Genomic DNA, 18,494 nt, shown 5'->3' with positions numbered 1-18,494 from the left:
CGGGCACTGCCGGAAGCCAGTCTATCGGGGGGCAGGCCCCTCCGGCGCTTCCGGTGCCGCAGCGGTGTCGGCGACCACTGCGTTGCGCTCCTGCACGGTCGTCGTCACGCGGTGTTCCGCGGGTGCACGGGCGCTCTGTTCGACGAGCCCGCCGAGGTCCACGGTGACCTCGTTTCCCGCCGCGGTCAGCGTCGGTGCACCGCTGTGTTCACCGTCGTATCGATACCAACCGGAATCGAGGGTGAAGACCGCGATCACCGGCGGACCGGTGAGATCGACGATCCAGTACTGCGGGATCCCGGCCTCCGCATACTCCGAGAACTTCGTGACGCGGTCGGTGCGGGCGGTGCCGTCGACGGTGACCTCGAGTACCAACCGCACCTCGGAGGACGGAGCTCGATCGGGATCCGCATCGACGACGGCTCGGTCGACGACGATCGCGTCGGGAATGCGCACCGTGAGCGGCTCGGACGCCACCAGGACCTCCACCCCGCCGAGCACGCACAGGTTGCCGGGAAGCTGATCGTCGAGCTGCAACACGAGCGCGAGCGCCGCGTGGTCGTGCACCGATCCGGGTTGCGGGGACGCAACTAGAACCCCCTCGCAGAGCTCTACGTGGAAGCGCTCGTACTCGGGGAGTTCCGCCCACTCGTCGAGTCCGAGCAGGTGGTCGGGAAAGGACGGGCCGCTCACCTCGACACCCCCGATCGCACGCCGGACTGGACGACCCCAGTCTCGCACCGGGCGGCGCGCCGGTCTCAGGAATGAGGCAAGCGCGGTGTGAGAAATGCGGCGAGCGAATCCGCGTACATCGCCACGTCCGCCGCACCCATCAATTCCCGCGCCGAGTGCATCGCCAGTTGCGGTGCACCGACGTCGACAGTGGTCAGGCCCGTTCTGGACGCGGTGATCGGTCCGATCGTCGAACCGCACGGAAGATCTGCCCGGTGGACGTAGCGCTGAAGGGGAACACCCGCCTGCTCACACGCGAGAGCGAATGCACCGGCACCTTCCGCGTCGGTCGCGTACCGCAGATTCTGGTTGACCTTGAGCACCGGTCCGCCGCCGACCGCGATCCGGTGCGCGGGTTCGTGCCGGTCCGGATAGTTCGGATGCGTCGCGTGTGCCATGTCGCCGGACGCCACGATCGACCCCGCCAGGGCACGCAGGAACTCGTCGCGCCCACCGCCGCGCACCAGCACGATGCGCTCGAGGACGGTGTTCAGCAGATCGGAGAACGCCCCGCGGTCGGACATGCTGCCGACCTCCTCGTGATCGAACAGGGCCAGCACAGGCATCGGTCCCGCATGCTCGGCGACGTGCTCGGTCGCGGCGAGCAGCGCCTGCAGGCCGGCGTAGCAGGTGGCCTGGTTGTCCAGTCGCGGCGCGCTGACCAGCTCTCCGGCTGCGCCGACGAGTGAGCTCGGCGCCAGGTCGTGCGTCATCAGTTCCCAGCCGAGGACCGCGGAGGCGTCGATGCCCGTCTGCTCCGCGAGATACTCGATGAACGACCGGGGCTCGCCCCCGATGCCCCACACACCGTTGACGTGGCGCTGCGGATCGAGCTGCACACCCTTCCGGTCTTCCGACAGGTGGATGGCGAGCTGCGGCACGCGCAGAACCGGCTTGTCGACACACACGAGCACGTCCTCGGTCGTGTGACCGGAGCGGACGGTGAACCGTCCGGACACCCCGAGGTCGCGGTCGAGCCACGAATTGAGCCACGCCCCGCCGTACGGCTCGAGTCCTACGAGCTGCCAACCGGCCGACGCGAGATCCGGATGCTGCTTGACCCGCAGATTCGGGCTGTCGGTGTGTCCCCCGACGATGCGGAACGGCCGGGCCGGGCTCGGCTCGTCGCCTTCGGTGCTCCACGCGATCAGCGAGCCGCCCCGGATCACGTAGTACCTACCCGGATCGGCAGGCCAGCCGCTGGTCTCGTCGAGCTCGGTGAACCCGTTGTCGGTCAGAGTTGCCGCAACGGTCGCGCACACATGAAACGGTGAGGGAGACAGGTCGACGAAGTTGCACAGACCCTGGGCATCGGCATGCGTGATCGAAGGCATACCAGCATCCTCGCACTCCCTGCGGCGCCCTCGCCTGCGCCACCCGTCGCCTTCTGCTCAGCGCCCCGACACCGCAGGATGGGCCTGCCCCACGCTCACGGTCACGGCGTCCTGGTAGAACGCCACGAATCCACGTATCCGAGCGACTTGCTCCCACGGCTCCTCGTAGCTCCAGCACAGCGGCTGCTCGCCGTCCCCATCGAAACGCCAATAGGTGGCCTCGCCCTTGAACGGACACCGCGACCCGGAGTCTTCGGCCGGTGTCAGTTCCACCGCGACGTCCGCGCGTGGGAAGTAGAACACCAGGCCGTGGTCCTGCTCGTCGACCAGCAGGGATGCTGTGGTCTCGGCGAGGAGCACCCCGTCCAGGGTCGCGCGGACCACGTTGCGGCGGGCATGGATATCGACCCGGTAGTCGGGGCGGTCCGCGAAACCCGCGCTGCCCCGGGGACGTGTCTCGTCGTGCACACTCATCGATGTTCTCCTGTGCTGTGATCCTGCGGTCTCACAACCGCGCGCTCGCGGGGATCGCGGAATGGTCGGCCTGCACCGGCCGGATCATCGCTTCCTGGGTGAACGAGGCGAGCAGTTCCCCGCTTTCGGTGTGCACCTGTCCTCGCACGTAGGACATTCCGCCACCCACCTGCGTGCTTTCGTGGGAATAGAGCAACCATCCGTCCCATCGGACCGGGTCGTGGAACGCGACCGACACCGTCATGATTCCGGTCGAAACCGTCCGGTGCGCCTGGCTCGTTCCGATCCCGTCGTGTGCCCGCATGGTCGCGGACACCGACAGGTGCCCTGTGAAGTGCGCAATGAGCGCCTTGGCCAGGTCGGTGCGCGTCGGGATCGGGTCGTAGTGCAGCCAGGCATACAGTTCCGGCGGCCCGACCTCCTCGGGGCTGCGGACGTCGACCACGTCGACCACCCTGAGCTCCCGTCCGGTCATGGGCATCTCGTTCCGATGAGCTCGGGCAGGCGGGGCCACATCCGGCAATGGTGCATGATGGCGGATCACGTCCGGGGTCGGACGATCCGCGAGTATCGACACCATCGCGTGACGTCGACCGTTCTGGCAGACGGCGACGTTGGCGCTGACCATGGTGCGTCCCGCATGGACGACATCGATCTCGAAATCGACCGGCTCGTCCGCATCCACTGCGCGCGAGAAGATCGCCCGCGCAGATCGGATCTCCTTGTCGGGAAATCGTTTCGCTACCGCAACGATCGATTGGGCGAGCAGTTGGGTGCCGTCGACCACGCGGCGCCCGCCGCCGTCGCTCTCGCCGGTGAAGCTGTCCTCCCCTGTCGGCGTCACGTCGAAGATGCGCAGCATGCGCTCCACCGAAGACTCTTCGGGCGCAGCCTCTTCGCCTGCAGTGGCAGGATTCGCAGCGGCGGTATCGGACGGTGTTGCACCGGGAAATTCCATATGCCGGTCCTTCGTCAGCGGGATCGGGGACAATGCGCTACAGCGTACGTCCGCGCGGTGCAACTGTGGATACCCAAAGTTTGGGTATTCCTACTCACGACAAGATCGGTCGAATCCGGCACACTTGTGGTCGGCGCCATCGGAGGGGATGGGGGTGGCACCGGCTCGGGACTCGATCGGGGGGTTGAATTCCGGGCGAATTACGGGCGAGGGACCTCGAAGCCGATCGGGACGGCGACGGGGTCCCTCGTTCTGTTTCCGAACACAAAACCCCGCTGCGCCGATGGGCAGCGGGGTCTTGTCGTGCTGGAAGTCAGGCGTTCACAACCGCATCGAGAACGCTGTAGAACATACCGAGTCCATCATCGCTGGGACCGGTGAGCGCCTCGGTGGCGTGCTCCGGATGCGGCATGAGACCGACGACGCGGCCGTTCGCCGACGCGATACCTGCGATACCGCGCTGCGAACCGTTCGGGTTGTCGCCCGCGTAGCGGAACACGACTCGCCCCTCGCCCTCGAGCTCGTCGAGCACCTGCTCGGAAGCCTGATAGCGACCCTCACCCGACTTGAGCGGCACGAGGATCTCGGCGCCCGACTCGTAACGCGATGTCCACGCGGTGCCGGTGGCCTCGACCTTCAGCCACTGGTCGCGGCAGATGAAATGCAGACCGGCGTTGCGGGTCAGCGCGCCCGGCAGCAGACCGGCCTCGCACAGCACCTGGAAGCCGTTGCAGATACCGAGGACGGGCATGCCGCCCTGCGCAGCCTCGACCACCTTGCCCATCACCGGGGCGAAGCGGGCGATCGCGCCGCAGCGCAGGTAGTCGCCGTAGGAGAATCCGCCGGGCACGATGACCGCGTCGACGTTCTTCAGGTCGGCGTCGCCGTGCCACAGGCTCACGGCCTCACCACCGGCGAGCTTCACCGCGCGGGATGCATCGACGTCGTCGAGCGTTCCCGGGAACGTGATGACTCCGATGCGGGCGCTCATGCCTCACCGTCGATTCGACGGACCGTCCAGTCCTCGATCACGGTGTTCGCGAGGAGACCTTCGGCGATCTTTTCGAGCTCGGCGTCGTCGACGCTGCCGTCGATCTCCAGCTCGAACCGCTTTCCCTGACGGACGTCGGTCACGCCCGCGAAGCCCAGCCGCGACAGCGCCCCGACAATGGCCTGGCCCTGGGGGTCGAGAATCTCGGTCTTGGGCATGACTTCGACGACGACACGCGCCACGTGCTGCTCCTCGGTAGTAGTGCTGACATCCGGAGACGGACACCGGACACGCTGCAGTTTACCGGCCCACATGCAGCGGTCGAGCCCGGCATACTCGGATCCATGCGACTGACGCACTTCGGACACTCTTGCATCCTGCTCGAACACAACGGCACCACGATCCTGTTCGACCCGGGCAATTTCTCGCACGGATTCGAGGGGATCACCGGGCTCGACGCCATTCTCGTCACCCACCAGCATCCCGACCACGCCGATCCGGCGCGCCTTCCCGCGCTACTCGAGGCCAACCCCGGCGCGGCGCTGTTCTCCGACCCGCAGTCGGCGTCGATGCTCGACGGTGAGTGGGCGGCGGTGCGTCCCGGCGACACGTTCACCGTCGGCGCCCTCACCGTCCGCGGCACCGGCGGACGCCACGCAGTGATCCACCCCGAACTGCCGGTGATCGACAACACCGCCTACCTCGTCGGAGACGACGAGAATCCTGCCCGCCTGCTCCACCCGGGCGATTCTCTCTACATTCCACACGAGAAGGTCGATGTCCTCGCGCTGCCTTCGGCCGCTCCCTGGCTCAAGATCTGGGAATCGGTCGACTACCTGCGCGCGGTGAACCCGCGCGTGGCGGTGCCGATCCACCAGGGCATCATCACCGACCAGGCCAATGGGATCTTCTACGGCCGGTACTCCGAGATGGCGCCTGCGGGCACCGAGTTCCGGGTGCTGAAGCACGAGGACCACGAAGAGGTCTGACGAAGCACCCGGCCGGGGCGGTCACCGGGCGGCGCGACCCGCCGCCCGGCCTGAGAAGATGCAACCACCGAGGAATGTGCCCTCGAGCGCACGGTAACCGTGGACGCCGCCGCCACCGAAGCCCGCGACCTCACCTGCAGCGAACAGACCATCGAACACCGAGCCATCGGCTTTGAGCACCCGCGACGACAGGTCGGTTTCCAGTCCACCGAGCGTCTTGCGGGTGAGCAAGTGCAGTTTGACGGCGATGAGCGGCCCGGCCTTCGGATCGAGGATCCGGTGCGGTGAGGCAATCCGCGCGATGCGGTCGGGCTTGTAGGCGCGCGCTGCCCTCAGGGCCGCGACCTGCAGGTCCTTCGTGTACTTGTTGGCGATCTCGCGGTCGCGGGCCTCGACCACCGACCGCACCGTCGCGTAGTCCAGCGGCGCGTCGGGGGTGAGTTCGTTCATGCCTGCGACGAGATCGGCGAGGTTGTCGCGCACCACGAAGTCGACGCCGCGTTCCTTGAACGCCTCGACCGGACCGGGGGCGCCGGACTTCACGCGCTGCAACAGCAGTCGGATGTCACGACCGGTCAAATCGGGGTTCTGCTCCGAGCCGGAGAGCCCGAACTCCTTCTCGATGATCTTCTGGTCCAGAACGAACCAGGTGTGATCGTGGCCGGTACCCACGATGTGTTCGAGTGTGCCGAGTGTGTCGAAGCCGGGGAACAACGGCACCGGGAGTCTCTTTCCGGTGGCGTCGAGCCACAGCGACGACGGTCCGGGCAGGATGCGGATGCCGTGGTTCGGCCACACGGGATCGTAGTTGGTGATGCCCTCGGTGTAGTGCCACATGCGGTCGCGGTTGACGACGTTGCCGCCTGCGTTCTCCGTGATCTCCAGCATTCTGCCGTCGACATGCGCGGGTACCCCGGTGAGCATGTGCTTCGGCGGCGCGCCCAATCGTTTCGGCCAGTTCTTCTTCACGAGGTCGTAGTTGCCGCCGATGCCGCCGGAGGTGACGATGACGGCGCCGGCGGAGAATTCGAAGTCGCCGACGGCGGTCCGCGACGACTTCACGCCGCGCGCGGCAGTGGTCGGTTCGAGGATCGTGCCGCGCACACCGGTGACCGCGCCGCCCGTCACCACCAGCTCATCCACCTGATGCCGGTGCTTCAGCGTCACCAGCCCGCGGTCGACACCGTCGCGCACCTTGCGCGCGAAGACCTCGACGAGCGCCGGTCCGGTTCCCCACGTGATGTGGAAGCGCGGAACTGAATTGCCGTGGCCGCCAGCGTCGTAACCGCCGCGCTCGGCCCAGTTGACCATCGGGAAGATCTTCAGACCCCGAGCCCGGAGCCACGCGTACTTCTCGCCCGCCGCGAACTCGACGTAGGCCTGCGCCCAGCGGCGCGGCCACCGGTCCTCGTCGTCGCGGTCGAAACCTGCGGTACCCATCCAGTCCTGGAGGGCAAGTTCGTACGAGTCCTTGATCCCCAGGCGACGCTGATCAGGGCTGTCGACGAAGAACAGTCCGCCGAAAGACCAGAACGCCTGTCCTCCTAAGTTGTTCGAATTCTCTTGATCGACGAGCAGCACCGTGCGGCCCGCGTCGATCAACTCCCCCGCTGCAACCAATCCTGCGAGACCCGCGCCCACCACGATCACGTCTGCGTCCATGGACGGAAAGCCTACCGACCGGTAGCACCCGATGGGATGCGAGTCCGGCGATCGTCCCGAACGACGTCAGGCCACACTGCGATCGAATACGGTGCGCTGCCAACGGTAGACGCTGGGCTCGGCACCGTGATGCAGCGCGAGGTCGACCGCGTCGAGCATCGCCTGCCGGGGCCCGGGCTTTGCCAGGTGCGCCCCCGAGATCGCGACGCGCAGCAGTTCACCACGACGGGCAACGCGCCCTGCCCCGATCACCATGGCGCGACACCACCACGGTTCGGTCTTCGCGCCGTCCCCGATCCCGTAGACGCGGGATTTGGCGACGGTGTCACGTTCGAGATCGCGGATGCCTGCGATGTCGGCCATGAGACGGAACCCGGCGTGCGGGAGCGCGGCGACCGCCCCGGGCGACGCGAGCCAGCGCGGGGGCGCGAACAGGCGGGTACGCAGTCCGACCTCTTCGAGGACACGATCGGCCGCGAGCAGACGCAGACGGGCTTCGTGCTCGGGCAGCGCGGCGAACTCGGCGCGACGACGCTTGGTCGCAGCCTGGTCGTACCCGTGTAGAACCACCGCGTCGCCCCCTTCACGGCGTTCGAGCAGCCACTCCTGGGTCTCCGGATCGTTGATCAGGCGGTAGTGATCTTTGAGCCTCGGCGCGACGAACAACGACAGCGGCACACCGCGGGCGTCCATCTCCCGCGCGAAACCGTCGATGACGTCGCGTGTGGCGTCCCTGATCCCCGAGACCGACACGATCAGTTGTCCGCTCATGTCTTTCACGATGCATTATGCGGATGAACGGAAAACGTCGGGGGGCCGAAACCTACGCGAAGGTCCGTTTCACGCCGCATACCCCGCAGGCGGGTTCGACAGCGTACCGGTCGCACTGCTTCGGCGGTGAGTGACCGACATCTCGTTCATCGAGACCGGTTCCCGACGGCCCTTCTGCCAGGGAATAGCTTTCTTCCGTGACGAACCGGCTTCAGACCTACCCGAACCTGCTATCCCCCGGCGCCATCGGTCCCATTGCTCTGGACAACCGGGTGGTGCTGCCCGCGATGGACATGAACCTCTGCGAGGACGGCGAGATCGAGCAGGGCGACATCGATCATTTCGTCGCTCGTGCAGCCGGGGGAACCGGGCTGATCATCACCGGATGCTGCGCAGTTGCGTACCCCGCCGGATGTGCCAGCACGAAGGAGCCCGGCCTGTCCGAGGACCGGTTCATCCCCGGGCTCAAAGCGCTCGCCGACGCCGTTCACGACGCCGGAAGCAAGCTGTGCGTGCAGATGACGCACCACGGCAAGGTTGCGCGTATCGACACGGTCCAGGATCGGCCACAGCTCGTTCCGAGCACGCCGAAGCCACCGAGCGACATGAGCGCGTTCATCGACAACACGCCCGAGGAACTGAAGAAGATGGCCGCCATCCAAGGCGGCAAGCAGACCACGTATCACGAGGCCACCGTCGATGACATCGAGTGGCTGATCCGCATGTTCGCCGAAGCGGCAGGACGTGTGAAGGCTGCTGGTGGCGACGCGGTCGAGATCCATGTCGCCCACAACTACGTTCTCGGCGGGTTCCTGAGCCGGTACTCGAATCAACGCACCGACGAATACGGCGGGTCGCTGGAGAATCGGGCCCGGCTGACGGTCGAGGTGATCCGCGCGGTCAAGGCCGAGGTCGGCGACGACCTCGCGGTGATCGTGCGTCTGGCCGGCCAGGAATACGGCGAAACCGACGGTCTCACCGTCGAGGAGTCCACAGCCGCCGCTGTCATGTTCGAGCAGGCGGGCGCGGACGCCATCCACGTCACGGGCACCGCGCTCAACGCCTTCGCGAACTTCACCGACGGCCCGCTGCCCGACAAGGTCGGCTTCTACACCGACAACGCTGCCGCCATCAAACGTGCGGTGTCGATCCCGGTCATCACCGTCGGACGCATGTTGCCCGAGGTCGGCGAGAAGATGATCGCCGAAGGCCACACCGATTTCGTTGCGATGGGCCGCCAGTTGCTCGCCGACCCGCAGCTCGTGAACAAGCTCGAGACGGGCCGGACCGAGCAGATCCGCCCGTGCATCAACTGCTACGTGTGTGTTCAGGAGAACTTCTGGGATGCGACGCCGATCTGCGCGGTCAACCCCACGCTCGGCAACGAGACGCTGATGCCGTTCGTCCGGAGCGCCACGTCCAAGCATGTCGTGGTCATCGGCGCCGGGCCGGGCGGTCTGGAGGCAGCGCGGGTCGCCACCGAACGCGGACACCGGGTGACGGTCCTCGACAAGGCGGACCGGCTGGGCGGCACGATGTGGTTCTCCAGCCTGACCACCCCCGACAACGGACGCATGCTGAAGTGGCAAGCGCAGGAAGTCACCCGGCTCGGCATCGACGTGCGCCTGAACACAGAGGCGACCGCCGCGTCCGTGCGTGCACTGAACCCGGATGTGGTGATCGTCGCGACTGGTGCAGTGCGAGAACGTCCGACCGTTCCCGGCGGCAACCTGCCACACGTGCACACCGGCGACAGCATGCGGGCCCTCATGACGGGCACGGGCGACGTCTCCGATCAGGCACTGTTCCTGCGCATCATGGGCAAGCTCGGCAAACTGGCACGCATCACCACCAGCGCCGAACGGACCCGCAGCCTCAGCACCCGGTTCCTGAAGTTCCTGCCGATGGCCAAGGACGTCGTCGTGATCGGTGGCTCGCTCGTCGGACTCGAGCTGGCCGAGTTCATGGCCGAGCGCGGTAGCCGCGTGACGCTGCTCGCCGAAGGGCAGCAGCTCGGTGTTCCGATGGCGATGCCGCGCCGGTGGACCGCCGCAAAGCATGCTCGTGAGATCGGCGTGCAGGTGCACCGCAACGCCACTGTCGAGCGGATCACGCCGAAGACGGTGGAGTTCACCGTCGACGGCGAGACGAAGTCTGCTCGCGCCAGCATGGTCATCGTCGCGTCCGGTGTGTCGGCCGCGGCACCGCTGGCCGACCAACTGGCCGATTCGGGCCTGGATGTGCGCGTGGTCGGGGACGCAGGCAGCGTCGACTACATCGAAGGTGCCATCCACTCGGCATGGAAGGTCGCAACCGAACTCTGACGAGCATCGACAGCGGCGGCCGGCACCCGTGGGTGCCGGCCGCCGCTGTCGGTAGGGATGTCGGCTGTCAGGCGTCTGCGACGTCCGGTTCGAACGCAGCACCCGCGAACGTGTCGCGGTGCACCGCATCGGTGAGTTCCCGTCCGCTGCGCCAGCCGAACCGCTCGAGATCGGGGACCTCCTGCAACGCGGTGACCGGTCCGACGCACAGCCACGCGATGGGCCGGACGGGACCGGAGACACCGACGAAATCTGCGAGGAACGGCTCCTCGTAGAACGACACCCAGCCCACACCGAGCCCCTCCGCTGTCGCCGCGAGCCAGAGATTCTGGATCGCGAGCACCGCGGAGAACAGACCCGATTCGTCGATGGTGTGGCGGCCGAGGATGTGCTTGCCGCCGCGCTCCGGGTCATAGGTGACGACGATGCCGGTTCCGGACTCGACGATCCCCTCGACCTTGATCGGGTCGAAGGTGCCCTTGCGGTCTTCGGGCAACGAGTCGGCGAAAGCCTGACGGCGCCCGGCCACATGCTCGGCGAACTGCGCGAGACGTTGCCGGTCCTGCACGACCACGAAGTCCCATGGTTGGGTGTTGCCGACGCTCGGCGCGTGGTGGGCAGCACCGAGGACGCGCCACAGCACGTCCTCGGAGATCACGTCACCGTTGAACTCGGCGCGCACGTCACGGCGCATGCGGATGATGTCGTACAGCGCGTCGCGCGCCTCGGTCGAAAACATGTTTCTCGTGCTCTGTTCTGTTCTGGTCTGTCGCGGCAGGCCGGTCTTCAGGCGGGCAGGATCTCTTCGAGAGCGTCGATCACTTCGGGTGCATCGGGTTCGGTGCGGGGACGGAAGCGGTTCACGACCGTACCGTCGGGCGCGATCAGGAACTTCTCGAAGTTCCACTGGATGTCACCGGCTTCGCCGCTCGCGTCGGCCTGCTTCGTCAACTCGGCGTACAGCGGGTGCCGGTTCTCGCCGTTGACCTCGATCTTCTCGAGCAGCGGGAACGTGACGCCGTAGGTGGTCGAGCAGAACTCCTGGATCTCCTCGGCGGTGCCGGGTTCCTGACCCATGAATTGGTTGCACGGAACACCGATGACGAACAGCCCGCGGTCGGCATAGTCCTTCGCGAGCTGTTCGAGCACGGTGTACTGCGGCGTGAGGCCGCACTTGGATGCGACGTTGACGACGAGGAGGGCATGGCCGTCCCACGCACCGAGGCTGGTGGGTTCACCGGAGAGGGTGTTGATGGTGATGTTCTGCAGAGGCGTGGTCATACGACCAAGCTATCGTGCCCGGCCTGCCTTCTTCCCTCGGAGAGAAGATGACCGGCCGGGCACCAGGTTCAGGAAAGCTCAGACAGACACTTTCTGGAGCCGGGACGGTTCTTCGGGCGGCCGGGGCATGCCGTCGTCGTCTCCGAGCATGTTCTCGTCGAACGGCAGCCGACCCGAGAGCACCTCGTCCACTCGATCGCGGTCGACCGAGCGTGTCCACGTGCCGATCAGCAGCGTCGCGACAGCGTTGCCGGAGAAATTGGTGACCGCGCGCGCTTCCGACATGAAGCGGTCGACACCCACGATCAGACCGACACCGTCGAGCAGGTCGGGGCGGTGGCTCTGTAGGCCACCGGCCAGCGTCGCAAGACCGGCGCCGGTGACCCCGGCCGCGCCCTTCGAGGCGATCACCATGAACACCAGCAACGAGACCTGCTCCGACAACGTGAGCGGACTTCCCATGGCATCGGCGACGAACAGCGCGGCCATCGTCAGGTAGATGGCGGTTCCGTCGAGGTTGAACGAATACCCAGTGGGCACGACGACACCGACGGTGGTGCGCTCGACGCCGAGATGCTCCATCTTGGCGATCAGACGCGGCAGCGCGGACTCCGACGACGACGTTGCGAAGATCAAGAGGTATTCACGGGCCAGGTAGCGGACGAGTCTGAACACCGAGACTCCCGCCACGGCTTTGAGCAGCGAGCCGAGCACACCGAACACGAACACCAGGCACGTGAGGTAGAACGCGAGCATCAACGCACCCAACTGCACGACTGCGTTCAGCCCCGTCTGCCCGACCACATTGGCGATTGCGCCGAATGCTCCGATCGGTGCGAGCCACAGGATCATCGTCAGAATCTTGAACACGAGCTTCTGGATATGCGCGACGCCGCGCAGAATCGGTTCACCCGATTTCCCGATGCCCTGGATCGCAAAGCCGACGAGCAGCGCGACGAACAGTGTCTGAAGCACACTGCCCGCGGTGAGCGACGACAGCAGCGACGTGGGAATGATCGACGAGATGAACTCGGCAGTGCCGCCCGCAGCGTGCGCCTGCTCGGCGAGTGCGGCACCCGAATCTGCGGTCTCCGGGTCGAGCGTCAGGCCTGAGCCCGGGTCGAGAAGATTCCCGACGCCGAGTCCGATCGCCAGGGCGACCGTGGACATTCCGACGAAGTAGGCCAGGGCGAGACCACCGATCCGCCCGACGCTGGCGGCGGCACGCACCGAGCCGATGCCGAGCACGATGGTGCAGAAGATCACCGGGCTGATCATCATCTTGATCAGATCGACGAACATCGTGCCGAGCACACCGAGCGATTTACCGGCCTCGGGTGCCTGCCATCCGACGATCACACCCGCGACAACCGCAACGATGACGCCGATGTACAACCAGTGGGTGCGGTCGCGGTGTTTCGCCCCGCGCGTGGTGATACTCATGTGTGCCTTTCACGTTGTGGTGCAGTGTCGGCGACGAACCTGCTCGGATCGAGGTTCCACCGGCGTCGAATCGGGTGACCGAAGTCACGCGCACTGTGAACATGGTGGAGTGAAGGGCAGTGCGCGCAGAAGATTGCGTGCATTGTGTTCACGGGGAACGTGCGCGTGAACTCTTGGAGAAGACGCGCGGCGGGAGGTCGAGATGAGGTCGGGACCGGGTCGCGGCCGCCCTCTGAGCGTCGCGCGCCAATTGCTGATCCTGCAGCTGGTGGTGTTCACGGTGATGGCCGTGGTCGCCGGAGTCCTGTTCGTACTCGACGAACGCCGCGAGGCCGATGACGCCACCGGACGCGAAGTGACCGAGATCGCCGACACCTTCGCGCAGTTCCCCGAAGTCGCTGTCGGAATCACGACGAATGACGCGGGCGGCGACCTGCAGGTGCGGGCCGAAGAGGTTCGCACGTCGACCGGGGTCGATTTCGTGGTGGTCATGGGAATGAACGAGATCCGGTTGACTCATCCCACCCCCGAGGAGATCGGGCGGCCGTACACGGGCCACACGGATCAGGCACGCGCGGGTGCGACGTTCACCGAGACATACACCGGCTCGCTCGGCCCGTCGATCCGCGCCGTCGCGCCCGTCTACGACGAGGCGGACGACCTCGTCGGCTTCGTGTCCGTCGGGGTGACGCGTACCCACATCTGGGAAGAGTTCGTCGCAGGGCTACCCACGATCCTCGGAGTGGTTGCGGCGGGAGTTGCGGTGTCGGCTGTCGGCGCGTATCTCATCGCCCGCCGGTTCCGCCGGCAGACGTTGGGCCTCGATGCGCGGCAGCTCCGCACCCTCTACGAGCATCACGACGCTGTACTGCATTCGATCAGTGAAGGGTTGCTCGTATTCGATTTCGAGTCGTCGCGACCGCGGATCGATGTGGTCAACGACGAGGCACGGCGGCTTCTCGATCTGCCGCGCACCGGTCCGGTGCCGTTCGATGCTCTGCCCGCGACGGTCCGCGACCTGCTCAGCCGCCACGACGTTCGGGACGAGGTCCACGTCACGGAGGGCCGCGTTCTGTTGATCAACAGTGATGCGGTGCGGTGGGACGGGCGAACGCTCGGCACGGTCGTGACGCTGCGTGACCACACGGAGCTGCGAAGTGTGCTCGGTGAACTCGACGCGGTGAAGGGTTTCGCCGATTCACTGCGCGCGCAAGCCCACGAATCCGCCAACCGGTTGCACACGATCATCACCATGGTCGAACTCGGCAGAACCACCGACGCGGTTGCCTTCGCGACCGAGGAGCTCGCGATGTCGCAGGCGCTCATCGACCGTCTCACCTCGGCCGTGCGCGAACCCGCGCTCGTCGCGCTGTTGCTCGGGAAGAGTGCGGACGCTTCCGACCGGGGTGTGGAGCTGACGATCACCGAGGACACCGCACTCGACTCCACCTCGATCATGAGCACTCGCGACCTGGTGACGCTCGTGGGCAATCTCGTCGACAATGCGATCGACGCTGCGCGCATCTCGGACGAACCGTGGGTCGAGGTGGGGGTACGGCAGGATGGAACCACCATGATCGTCGAAGTCGCAGACAGTGGACCGGGCATGTCCGCGCAGACCCTGGCACGAGCAACTGCACGCGGCTACTCTACGAAGTCCGATCACCACGGGCTCGGTCTGGCGTTGGTCAACGGGCTGGTCAGAAAGTACCGGGGAAGTCTGCGCACCGAGCCGTCCCTCGGCTCGATGGTCGTTGTGGAGATCCCGCTCGGCCGGACCGGCACCGACGACGCTGCGTTCGCCGCCGAGCCTGGAGACGACGAATGATCCGTGTGCTGATCGTCGAGGACGAGCCGTTGATCGCGAAAGCCCATCGCGAATATCTCGCTCGCATACCGGGTTTCACCGTCGTTGCGGTCGCGCACACCGGACAGGATGCACTGCGCGCCGTGACCACGGCAGCTCACGGGGGGGAGCCGATCGACCTCGTGCTCCTCGACATCGGGCTACCCGACACCAGCGGACTCGACATCGCAGCCGCGCTGAGTGTGTTCCATCCGAGTCCCGACATCATCGCTGTGACCTCGGCGCGCGAACTCGAGGTGGTGCGCACCGCCGTCGCCCGCGGAATCGTGCTGTATCTACTCAAGCCGTTCACCTTCGCGGCCCTGCGCGACAAACTCGAACGTTACGTGTCCTACCGTGAGGCGCTCGACGACTCAGGAAAGGCCGCCGGGCAGCACGAGATCGATCGCGCCATGTCGGCGTTGCGCACGTCCGACTCGCGCGCATCGAGTCCGAAAGGCATCGCGCCCGCGACCCTCGACCTCATCGTCGGGTACCTCCGGGACGCGGATGCCCCGTGCACTGCCGCTCAGGTCGGCGCCGGGATCGGCGTGTCACGGGTGACGGCGTGGCGTTATCTCGAGCGTCTCGCCGACGACGGGGCACTCGTGCGACTCACCGAATACGGAAAGGCCGGGCGACCGCAGGTGCGCTACGCGCGCACTCCCTGACACCGCCCTCACCGTCACAGCGCCCACCGCCCGGGAACACCTGCTGGCCATCACCGATGCTCTGACTCCGAAATGACAGAATACGAATTCATGAGCACAGATAACCGCCCCTCCGTCCTCCAACTACAGGACGTCAGCGTCGTGCGTCAGGGCCGGTCACTGATCGCACACATCGATCTCGATGTCCGTGCAGGCGAGCAATGGACGCTGATGGGGCCGAACGGCGCCGGGAAGTCGACGCTGCTCGCATTGTGCGGAGCCCACCAGCACCCGACGACCGGCACCGTGCACGTCCTCGGACACCGTCTCGGGCGCGTGGACATGCGCTCACTGCGAACACACATCGGTCACGTCGACCCACGCACACGTATCGACCCTCGTGTCACGGTGCGTGACGCAGTGTTGACCGGGCTCTACGCATCCGCCTCACTGCCGCCGCGAGCCACCCCGTCGGACGAGGAGAAGCGCAAGGCCGGCGAGTTGATCGGCATGCTCGGGCTCGGTGCGATCACCGACAGTCCGTGGTCGGTGCTCTCGCAAGGAGAACGAGGCCGCGCACTGATTGCGCGCGGCCTCGTCACCGACCCGGATCTGCTACTGCTCGACGAGCCGACCACCGGACTCGACCTCGCAGCCCGCGAGGTCCTCCTGGGTGTCCTCGCCGAGCTACGTCAACTCCGCCCCGAACTGGCTTCCGTGCTGGTCACCCACCACCTCGAAGAACTGCCCGCCTCGACGACACACGCTCTCGTCCTCTCCGGTGGCACGGTGGTCGCTCGGGGTGAGGTCGACGAGGCGTTGACCTCCGAAACGATTTCCGAGGCCTTCCGGCATCCGATCGCCGTCGAGCGCCGCGCCGGGCGGTGGTCGGCCACCGGAGCGGTGCAGGCCTACAGCTGACGCGTACCGCTGAACTCGACGACCGTCGACCCCCAGCCCAGCGCCCCGAATCGGGGGGTTCCGCATCCCGACTCCGCTACCAGCGCAGACAGTTCCGCCTCGGTGCGCTGGCCTGAGCCGTGCAGGCACAGTTTCAGAAGATCCGCTTCTGTCTCGTGGTCGTCGGTGGTCTGCGGATCGAGTACGTCGGTGACCAGCACGACCCGTCGCGCAGACGCACCGAGTGCACCGAGCAGCAGGCGCGCGTCGGCGTCGGGGTGGCTGTCGACCATCTCGACTGCGACGGCGAGGTCGACGGGTGTCGCGAGTGCGGTGAACTCGCTGCCGTCGATGCGCTGGATCTTCTCGCGGCGCGACTCGGCCACGTCGCGCAGGTTCCGGGTGTTCTGGGCGGGCAGTCCCACGAGCGAAATCTTGAGGCCGGGATGAAGGCGGGCGAGAGTATCGGCGTAGACGCCTGCACCTTCCCCGTAGATCGCGACCGTGTGCACACCGTCGAGATCGACCGCGTCGGGTAGTGCCGGCGCGCGGTACACGGACCCGAACGCGACCTCCTCGTGGAAGTCATCCACGAACCCGGGCTCCCGAAGCTTGTCGGCGAAGCCGTGTCCGGCTGCGGGCGCCCCGGTCCGGACAGCGTCGAGCAGTCCCAGAAAGGCCATGTCGAGCCGGGTGTGGATCTTGTCGAAGTGCAGCGCCTGGCTGGCGAACGTGTCCTGATCGGCCAGGATCGATCCCATCTCGGTGAGTGCGAACCGGCCGTCCTCGACGGACAACAGATCCATCAGTACGAGATGGCGCAGCAGTTTCGCCGTCGCCGTGGGGTGCGTACCGCACTCTGCGGCGATCGTGGCCGCGGTGTCGGCACCGCCGTCGATCGCGGGAAAGAGCCCGACGGTCACTGCTGTCCGGATGGCGAGCGCCGGCAGCAACTCGGACATCTCGTGCAACTGCGCGTCCGGGTCGGCCTCGGCAACCGCCGTGACTGCCTGCGAATCCGCCGCAGCATGCGCAACCTCCCGGTGACGCCAGTACCCGGTGATCTCGACGAACTCCTTCGCGATCTCCTTGTCCCGCTTCGCCCAACGTCGCAGCGGCTTGATCGTCAGTGTCTCGCCTGCAACCCACAGATACGGTTGACCGGGACGCCACTGTGCCGCCTGCACTGTCTCGACCAGTTTCGACTCACCTCCGCTGTCGGAACGGAACAGCCAGGTGACGTCGAGGGGTGCCTCGCATTTCAGCTCTTGTCGATGCGACGGTTCGGCGACCTCGATCACCACCGTCGCGGGCAGATCCGGTGGGAGTTGCTCGAGGCAGTGCGCGATCGCGGGCAGTGCGGTCTCGTCGCCCGCGATGAGCATCCAGTCGGCTGCGGTGGGTAGGCCGGCAGAATGCTTCGGCCCCGCCATGAGGACTTTCTCCCCTGGCTGCACACGATTCGCCCAGTCCGACGCCAGCCCGCCCTCGTGCATCGCGAAGTCGATGGCCATCTCACGGCTGTCTGCGTCGAAGGAGCGCACCGTGTAGGTCCGGGCGTATTGGAACGATCCCGACGGCCACTCGACAGCACCGCTGTCGGAGTTCCGAGGCACCTCGAACGGCAGTTTCCCGGTCTTCGGGTCGACCGGCAACAGCTTGACGTCGTCGTCGAAACCACTGGTCCGTACCGGCGGCAACTCGACACCGTCACGAACGTGGGAGTCCATCGACGGTCCTCCGACCGTCACCCGGCGCATACCCGGTGTGACATCTTCGACTCGAAGCACGTCCATCTCTCGGATACAGATGGGAAATACCTCGAGCTCGCGGACGGTCCCAGCCATCGATAGCCCTTTCGTTCGAAGAAATCAGTACTCGCCGAGCACAACGGCAACCCAGTGTGCCACGGTCGGATCGGCGGCGAGCGTCGGGAAATCGAGGTCCTCCACCCCCGCGGAGCGCCAGCGTTCCACAAGTCCCATGATCCGGATCGAATCCAACCCTTCGTCGAGGAGATTCACCTCGTCGCTGATCGATTCGAGCGGCTGATCCAGAGCACTGGCGATGTCTCCGATGACGATCTCGCGCGTGAGCACTGTGTTGTCCTTCCCTGATTCGTCTTGCGTGTTTCTTCGT

General features: G+C 66.4%; 18 protein-coding genes. 5 read left to right on the top strand and 13 right to left on the bottom strand.

Annotated elements, in window-relative coordinates:
• Positions 1-21: 21 nt before the first annotated feature.
• The 6 genes from HCA61_RS11350 to purS form a co-directional block, all read right to left on the bottom strand.
• Positions 22-693, bottom strand: a complete 672-nt coding sequence (locus HCA61_RS11350) for a Uma2 family endonuclease (protein ID WP_169688283.1) — start codon at positions 691-693, stop codon at positions 22-24.
• A gap of 65 nt (positions 694-758) precedes the next feature.
• The gene (locus HCA61_RS11345) at positions 759-2,066 is read right to left on the bottom strand and encodes a M18 family aminopeptidase (RefSeq protein ID WP_169688282.1); all 1,308 of its coding nucleotides are present in this window, start codon (positions 2,064-2,066) and stop codon (positions 759-761) included.
• 57 nt (positions 2,067-2,123) lie between these two features.
• The gene (locus HCA61_RS11340) at positions 2,124-2,540 is read right to left on the bottom strand and encodes a DUF427 domain-containing protein (protein ID WP_169688281.1); all 417 of its coding nucleotides are present in this window, start codon (positions 2,538-2,540) and stop codon (positions 2,124-2,126) included.
• A gap of 31 nt (positions 2,541-2,571) precedes the next feature.
• Positions 2,572-3,402: an acyl-CoA thioesterase domain-containing protein gene (locus HCA61_RS11335; protein ID WP_240959190.1), complete on the bottom strand. Its 831-nt coding sequence runs from the start codon at positions 3,400-3,402 to the stop codon at positions 2,572-2,574.
• Between the two features lie 409 nt (positions 3,403-3,811).
• Positions 3,812-4,489, bottom strand: coding sequence for a phosphoribosylformylglycinamidine synthase subunit PurQ (gene purQ / locus HCA61_RS11330; RefSeq protein WP_169688279.1), 678 nt, complete (start codon positions 4,487-4,489; stop codon positions 3,812-3,814).
• On the bottom strand, positions 4,486-4,731 hold the full coding sequence (gene purS / locus HCA61_RS11325; protein WP_054714511.1) for a phosphoribosylformylglycinamidine synthase subunit PurS: 246 nt from the start codon (positions 4,729-4,731) through the stop codon (positions 4,486-4,488). The genes purQ and purS overlap by 4 nt, the downstream gene beginning before the upstream one ends.
• Before the next feature lie 102 nt (positions 4,732-4,833).
• Between purS and HCA61_RS11320 the strand changes: the two genes are divergently transcribed.
• A complete protein-coding gene (locus tag HCA61_RS11320) occupies positions 4,834-5,478 on the top strand; it encodes an MBL fold metallo-hydrolase (RefSeq protein ID WP_169688278.1) in 645 nt (214 codons plus the stop codon).
• A gap of 21 nt (positions 5,479-5,499) precedes the next feature.
• On the opposite strand, the gene HCA61_RS11315 is transcribed toward HCA61_RS11320, so the two are convergent.
• A complete protein-coding gene (locus HCA61_RS11315; protein WP_169688277.1) occupies positions 5,500-7,140 on the bottom strand; it encodes an FAD-binding dehydrogenase in 1,641 nt (546 codons plus the stop codon).
• A 66-nt stretch (positions 7,141-7,206) separates the two neighbouring features.
• Positions 7,207-7,911 (bottom strand): DUF2334 domain-containing protein, encoded by a 705-nt coding sequence (locus HCA61_RS11310; protein WP_169688276.1) that lies wholly within the window; start codon positions 7,909-7,911, stop codon positions 7,207-7,209.
• A gap of 197 nt (positions 7,912-8,108) precedes the next feature.
• Here HCA61_RS11310 and HCA61_RS11305 point away from each other — a divergent pair, with 197 nt between their 5' ends.
• Positions 8,109-10,235, top strand: a complete 2,127-nt coding sequence (locus tag HCA61_RS11305; protein WP_169688275.1) for an NAD(P)/FAD-dependent oxidoreductase — start codon at positions 8,109-8,111, stop codon at positions 10,233-10,235.
• A 67-nt stretch (positions 10,236-10,302) separates the two neighbouring features.
• Here the strand turns inward: HCA61_RS11305 and bluB are convergent, their stop codons facing one another.
• From bluB to HCA61_RS11290, 3 genes are all read right to left on the bottom strand, one after another.
• On the bottom strand, positions 10,303-10,974 hold the full coding sequence (gene bluB / locus HCA61_RS11300) for a 5,6-dimethylbenzimidazole synthase (RefSeq protein WP_169688274.1): 672 nt from the start codon (positions 10,972-10,974) through the stop codon (positions 10,303-10,305).
• Between the two features lie 47 nt (positions 10,975-11,021).
• Positions 11,022-11,516 (bottom strand): glutathione peroxidase, encoded by a 495-nt coding sequence (locus HCA61_RS11295; RefSeq protein WP_169688273.1) that lies wholly within the window; start codon positions 11,514-11,516, stop codon positions 11,022-11,024.
• A 78-nt stretch (positions 11,517-11,594) separates the two neighbouring features.
• Positions 11,595-12,959 (bottom strand): cation:dicarboxylase symporter family transporter, encoded by a 1,365-nt coding sequence (locus HCA61_RS11290; RefSeq protein ID WP_169688272.1) that lies wholly within the window; start codon positions 12,957-12,959, stop codon positions 11,595-11,597.
• 202 nt (positions 12,960-13,161) lie between these two features.
• Here HCA61_RS11290 and HCA61_RS11285 point away from each other — a divergent pair, with 202 nt between their 5' ends.
• The 3 genes from HCA61_RS11285 (at position 13,162) to HCA61_RS11275 (ending at position 16,376) form a co-directional block, all read left to right on the top strand.
• Positions 13,162-14,787 (top strand): sensor histidine kinase, encoded by a 1,626-nt coding sequence (locus HCA61_RS11285; RefSeq protein ID WP_169688271.1) that lies wholly within the window; start codon positions 13,162-13,164, stop codon positions 14,785-14,787.
• Positions 14,784-15,476 carry a response regulator gene (locus HCA61_RS11280; protein WP_169688270.1) on the top strand — a complete coding sequence of 231 codons (693 nt, stop codon included), beginning with the start codon at positions 14,784-14,786 and terminating at the stop codon, positions 15,474-15,476. The genes HCA61_RS11285 and HCA61_RS11280 overlap by 4 nt, the downstream gene beginning before the upstream one ends.
• A 90-nt stretch (positions 15,477-15,566) precedes the next feature.
• On the top strand, positions 15,567-16,376 hold the full coding sequence (locus tag HCA61_RS11275) for an ATP-binding cassette domain-containing protein (RefSeq protein ID WP_169688269.1): 810 nt from the start codon (positions 15,567-15,569) through the stop codon (positions 16,374-16,376).
• Here HCA61_RS11275 and HCA61_RS11270 read toward each other — a convergent pair.
• Both HCA61_RS11270 and HCA61_RS26275 read right to left on the bottom strand, forming a co-directional pair.
• Complete coding sequence (locus tag HCA61_RS11270; protein WP_277352005.1) at positions 16,367-18,151, bottom strand: SIP domain-containing protein; 1,785 nt, start codon at positions 18,149-18,151, stop codon at positions 16,367-16,369. The genes HCA61_RS11275 and HCA61_RS11270 overlap by 10 nt on opposite strands.
• A gap of 75 nt (positions 18,152-18,226) precedes the next feature.
• Positions 18,227-18,454 carry a phosphopantetheine-binding protein gene (locus tag HCA61_RS26275; RefSeq protein ID WP_247272727.1) on the bottom strand — a complete coding sequence of 76 codons (228 nt, stop codon included), beginning with the start codon at positions 18,452-18,454 and terminating at the stop codon, positions 18,227-18,229.
• Positions 18,455-18,494 lie beyond the last annotated feature (40 nt).

The organism is Rhodococcus sp. HNM0563 (genome assembly GCF_012726195.1).
Classification (GTDB): Bacteria; Actinomycetota; Actinomycetes; order Mycobacteriales; family Mycobacteriaceae; genus Rhodococcus.
This window is presented reverse-complemented; position numbering and strand designations above follow the sequence as displayed.

Excerpts from the sequence above, each read along its gene's own strand:
- HCA61_RS11310 (WP_169688276.1), bottom strand. The coding sequence starts at position 7,911 with ATGAGCGGACAACTGATCGTGTCGGTCTCGGGGATCAGGGACGCCACA.
- purQ (WP_169688279.1), bottom strand. The coding sequence starts at position 4,489 with ATGAGCGCCCGCATCGGAGTCATCACGTTCCCGGGAACGCTCGACGAC.
- HCA61_RS11340 (WP_169688281.1), bottom strand. The coding sequence starts at position 2,540 with ATGAGTGTGCACGACGAGACACGTCCCCGGGGCAGCGCGGGTTTCGCG.
- HCA61_RS11335 (WP_240959190.1), bottom strand. The coding sequence starts at position 3,402 with ATGCTGCGCATCTTCGACGTGACGCCGACAGGGGAGGACAGCTTCACC.
- HCA61_RS11345 (WP_169688282.1), bottom strand. The coding sequence starts at position 2,066 with ATGCCTTCGATCACGCATGCCGATGCCCAGGGTCTGTGCAACTTCGTC.
- HCA61_RS11275 (WP_169688269.1), top strand. The coding sequence starts at position 15,567 with ATGAGCACAGATAACCGCCCCTCCGTCCTCCAACTACAGGACGTCAGC.
- HCA61_RS11285 (WP_169688271.1), top strand. The coding sequence starts at position 13,162 with ATGAGGTCGGGACCGGGTCGCGGCCGCCCTCTGAGCGTCGCGCGCCAA.
- HCA61_RS11270 (WP_277352005.1), bottom strand. The coding sequence starts at position 18,151 with ATGGACGTGCTTCGAGTCGAAGATGTCACACCGGGTATGCGCCGGGTG.
- HCA61_RS11290 (WP_169688272.1), bottom strand. The coding sequence starts at position 12,959 with ATGAGTATCACCACGCGCGGGGCGAAACACCGCGACCGCACCCACTGG.
- bluB (WP_169688274.1), bottom strand. The coding sequence starts at position 10,974 with ATGTTTTCGACCGAGGCGCGCGACGCGCTGTACGACATCATCCGCATG.
- HCA61_RS11320 (WP_169688278.1), top strand. The coding sequence starts at position 4,834 with ATGCGACTGACGCACTTCGGACACTCTTGCATCCTGCTCGAACACAAC.
- HCA61_RS11295 (WP_169688273.1), bottom strand. The coding sequence starts at position 11,516 with ATGACCACGCCTCTGCAGAACATCACCATCAACACCCTCTCCGGTGAA.
- HCA61_RS11315 (WP_169688277.1), bottom strand. The coding sequence starts at position 7,140 with ATGGACGCAGACGTGATCGTGGTGGGCGCGGGTCTCGCAGGATTGGTT.
- HCA61_RS11280 (WP_169688270.1), top strand. The coding sequence starts at position 14,784 with ATGATCCGTGTGCTGATCGTCGAGGACGAGCCGTTGATCGCGAAAGCC.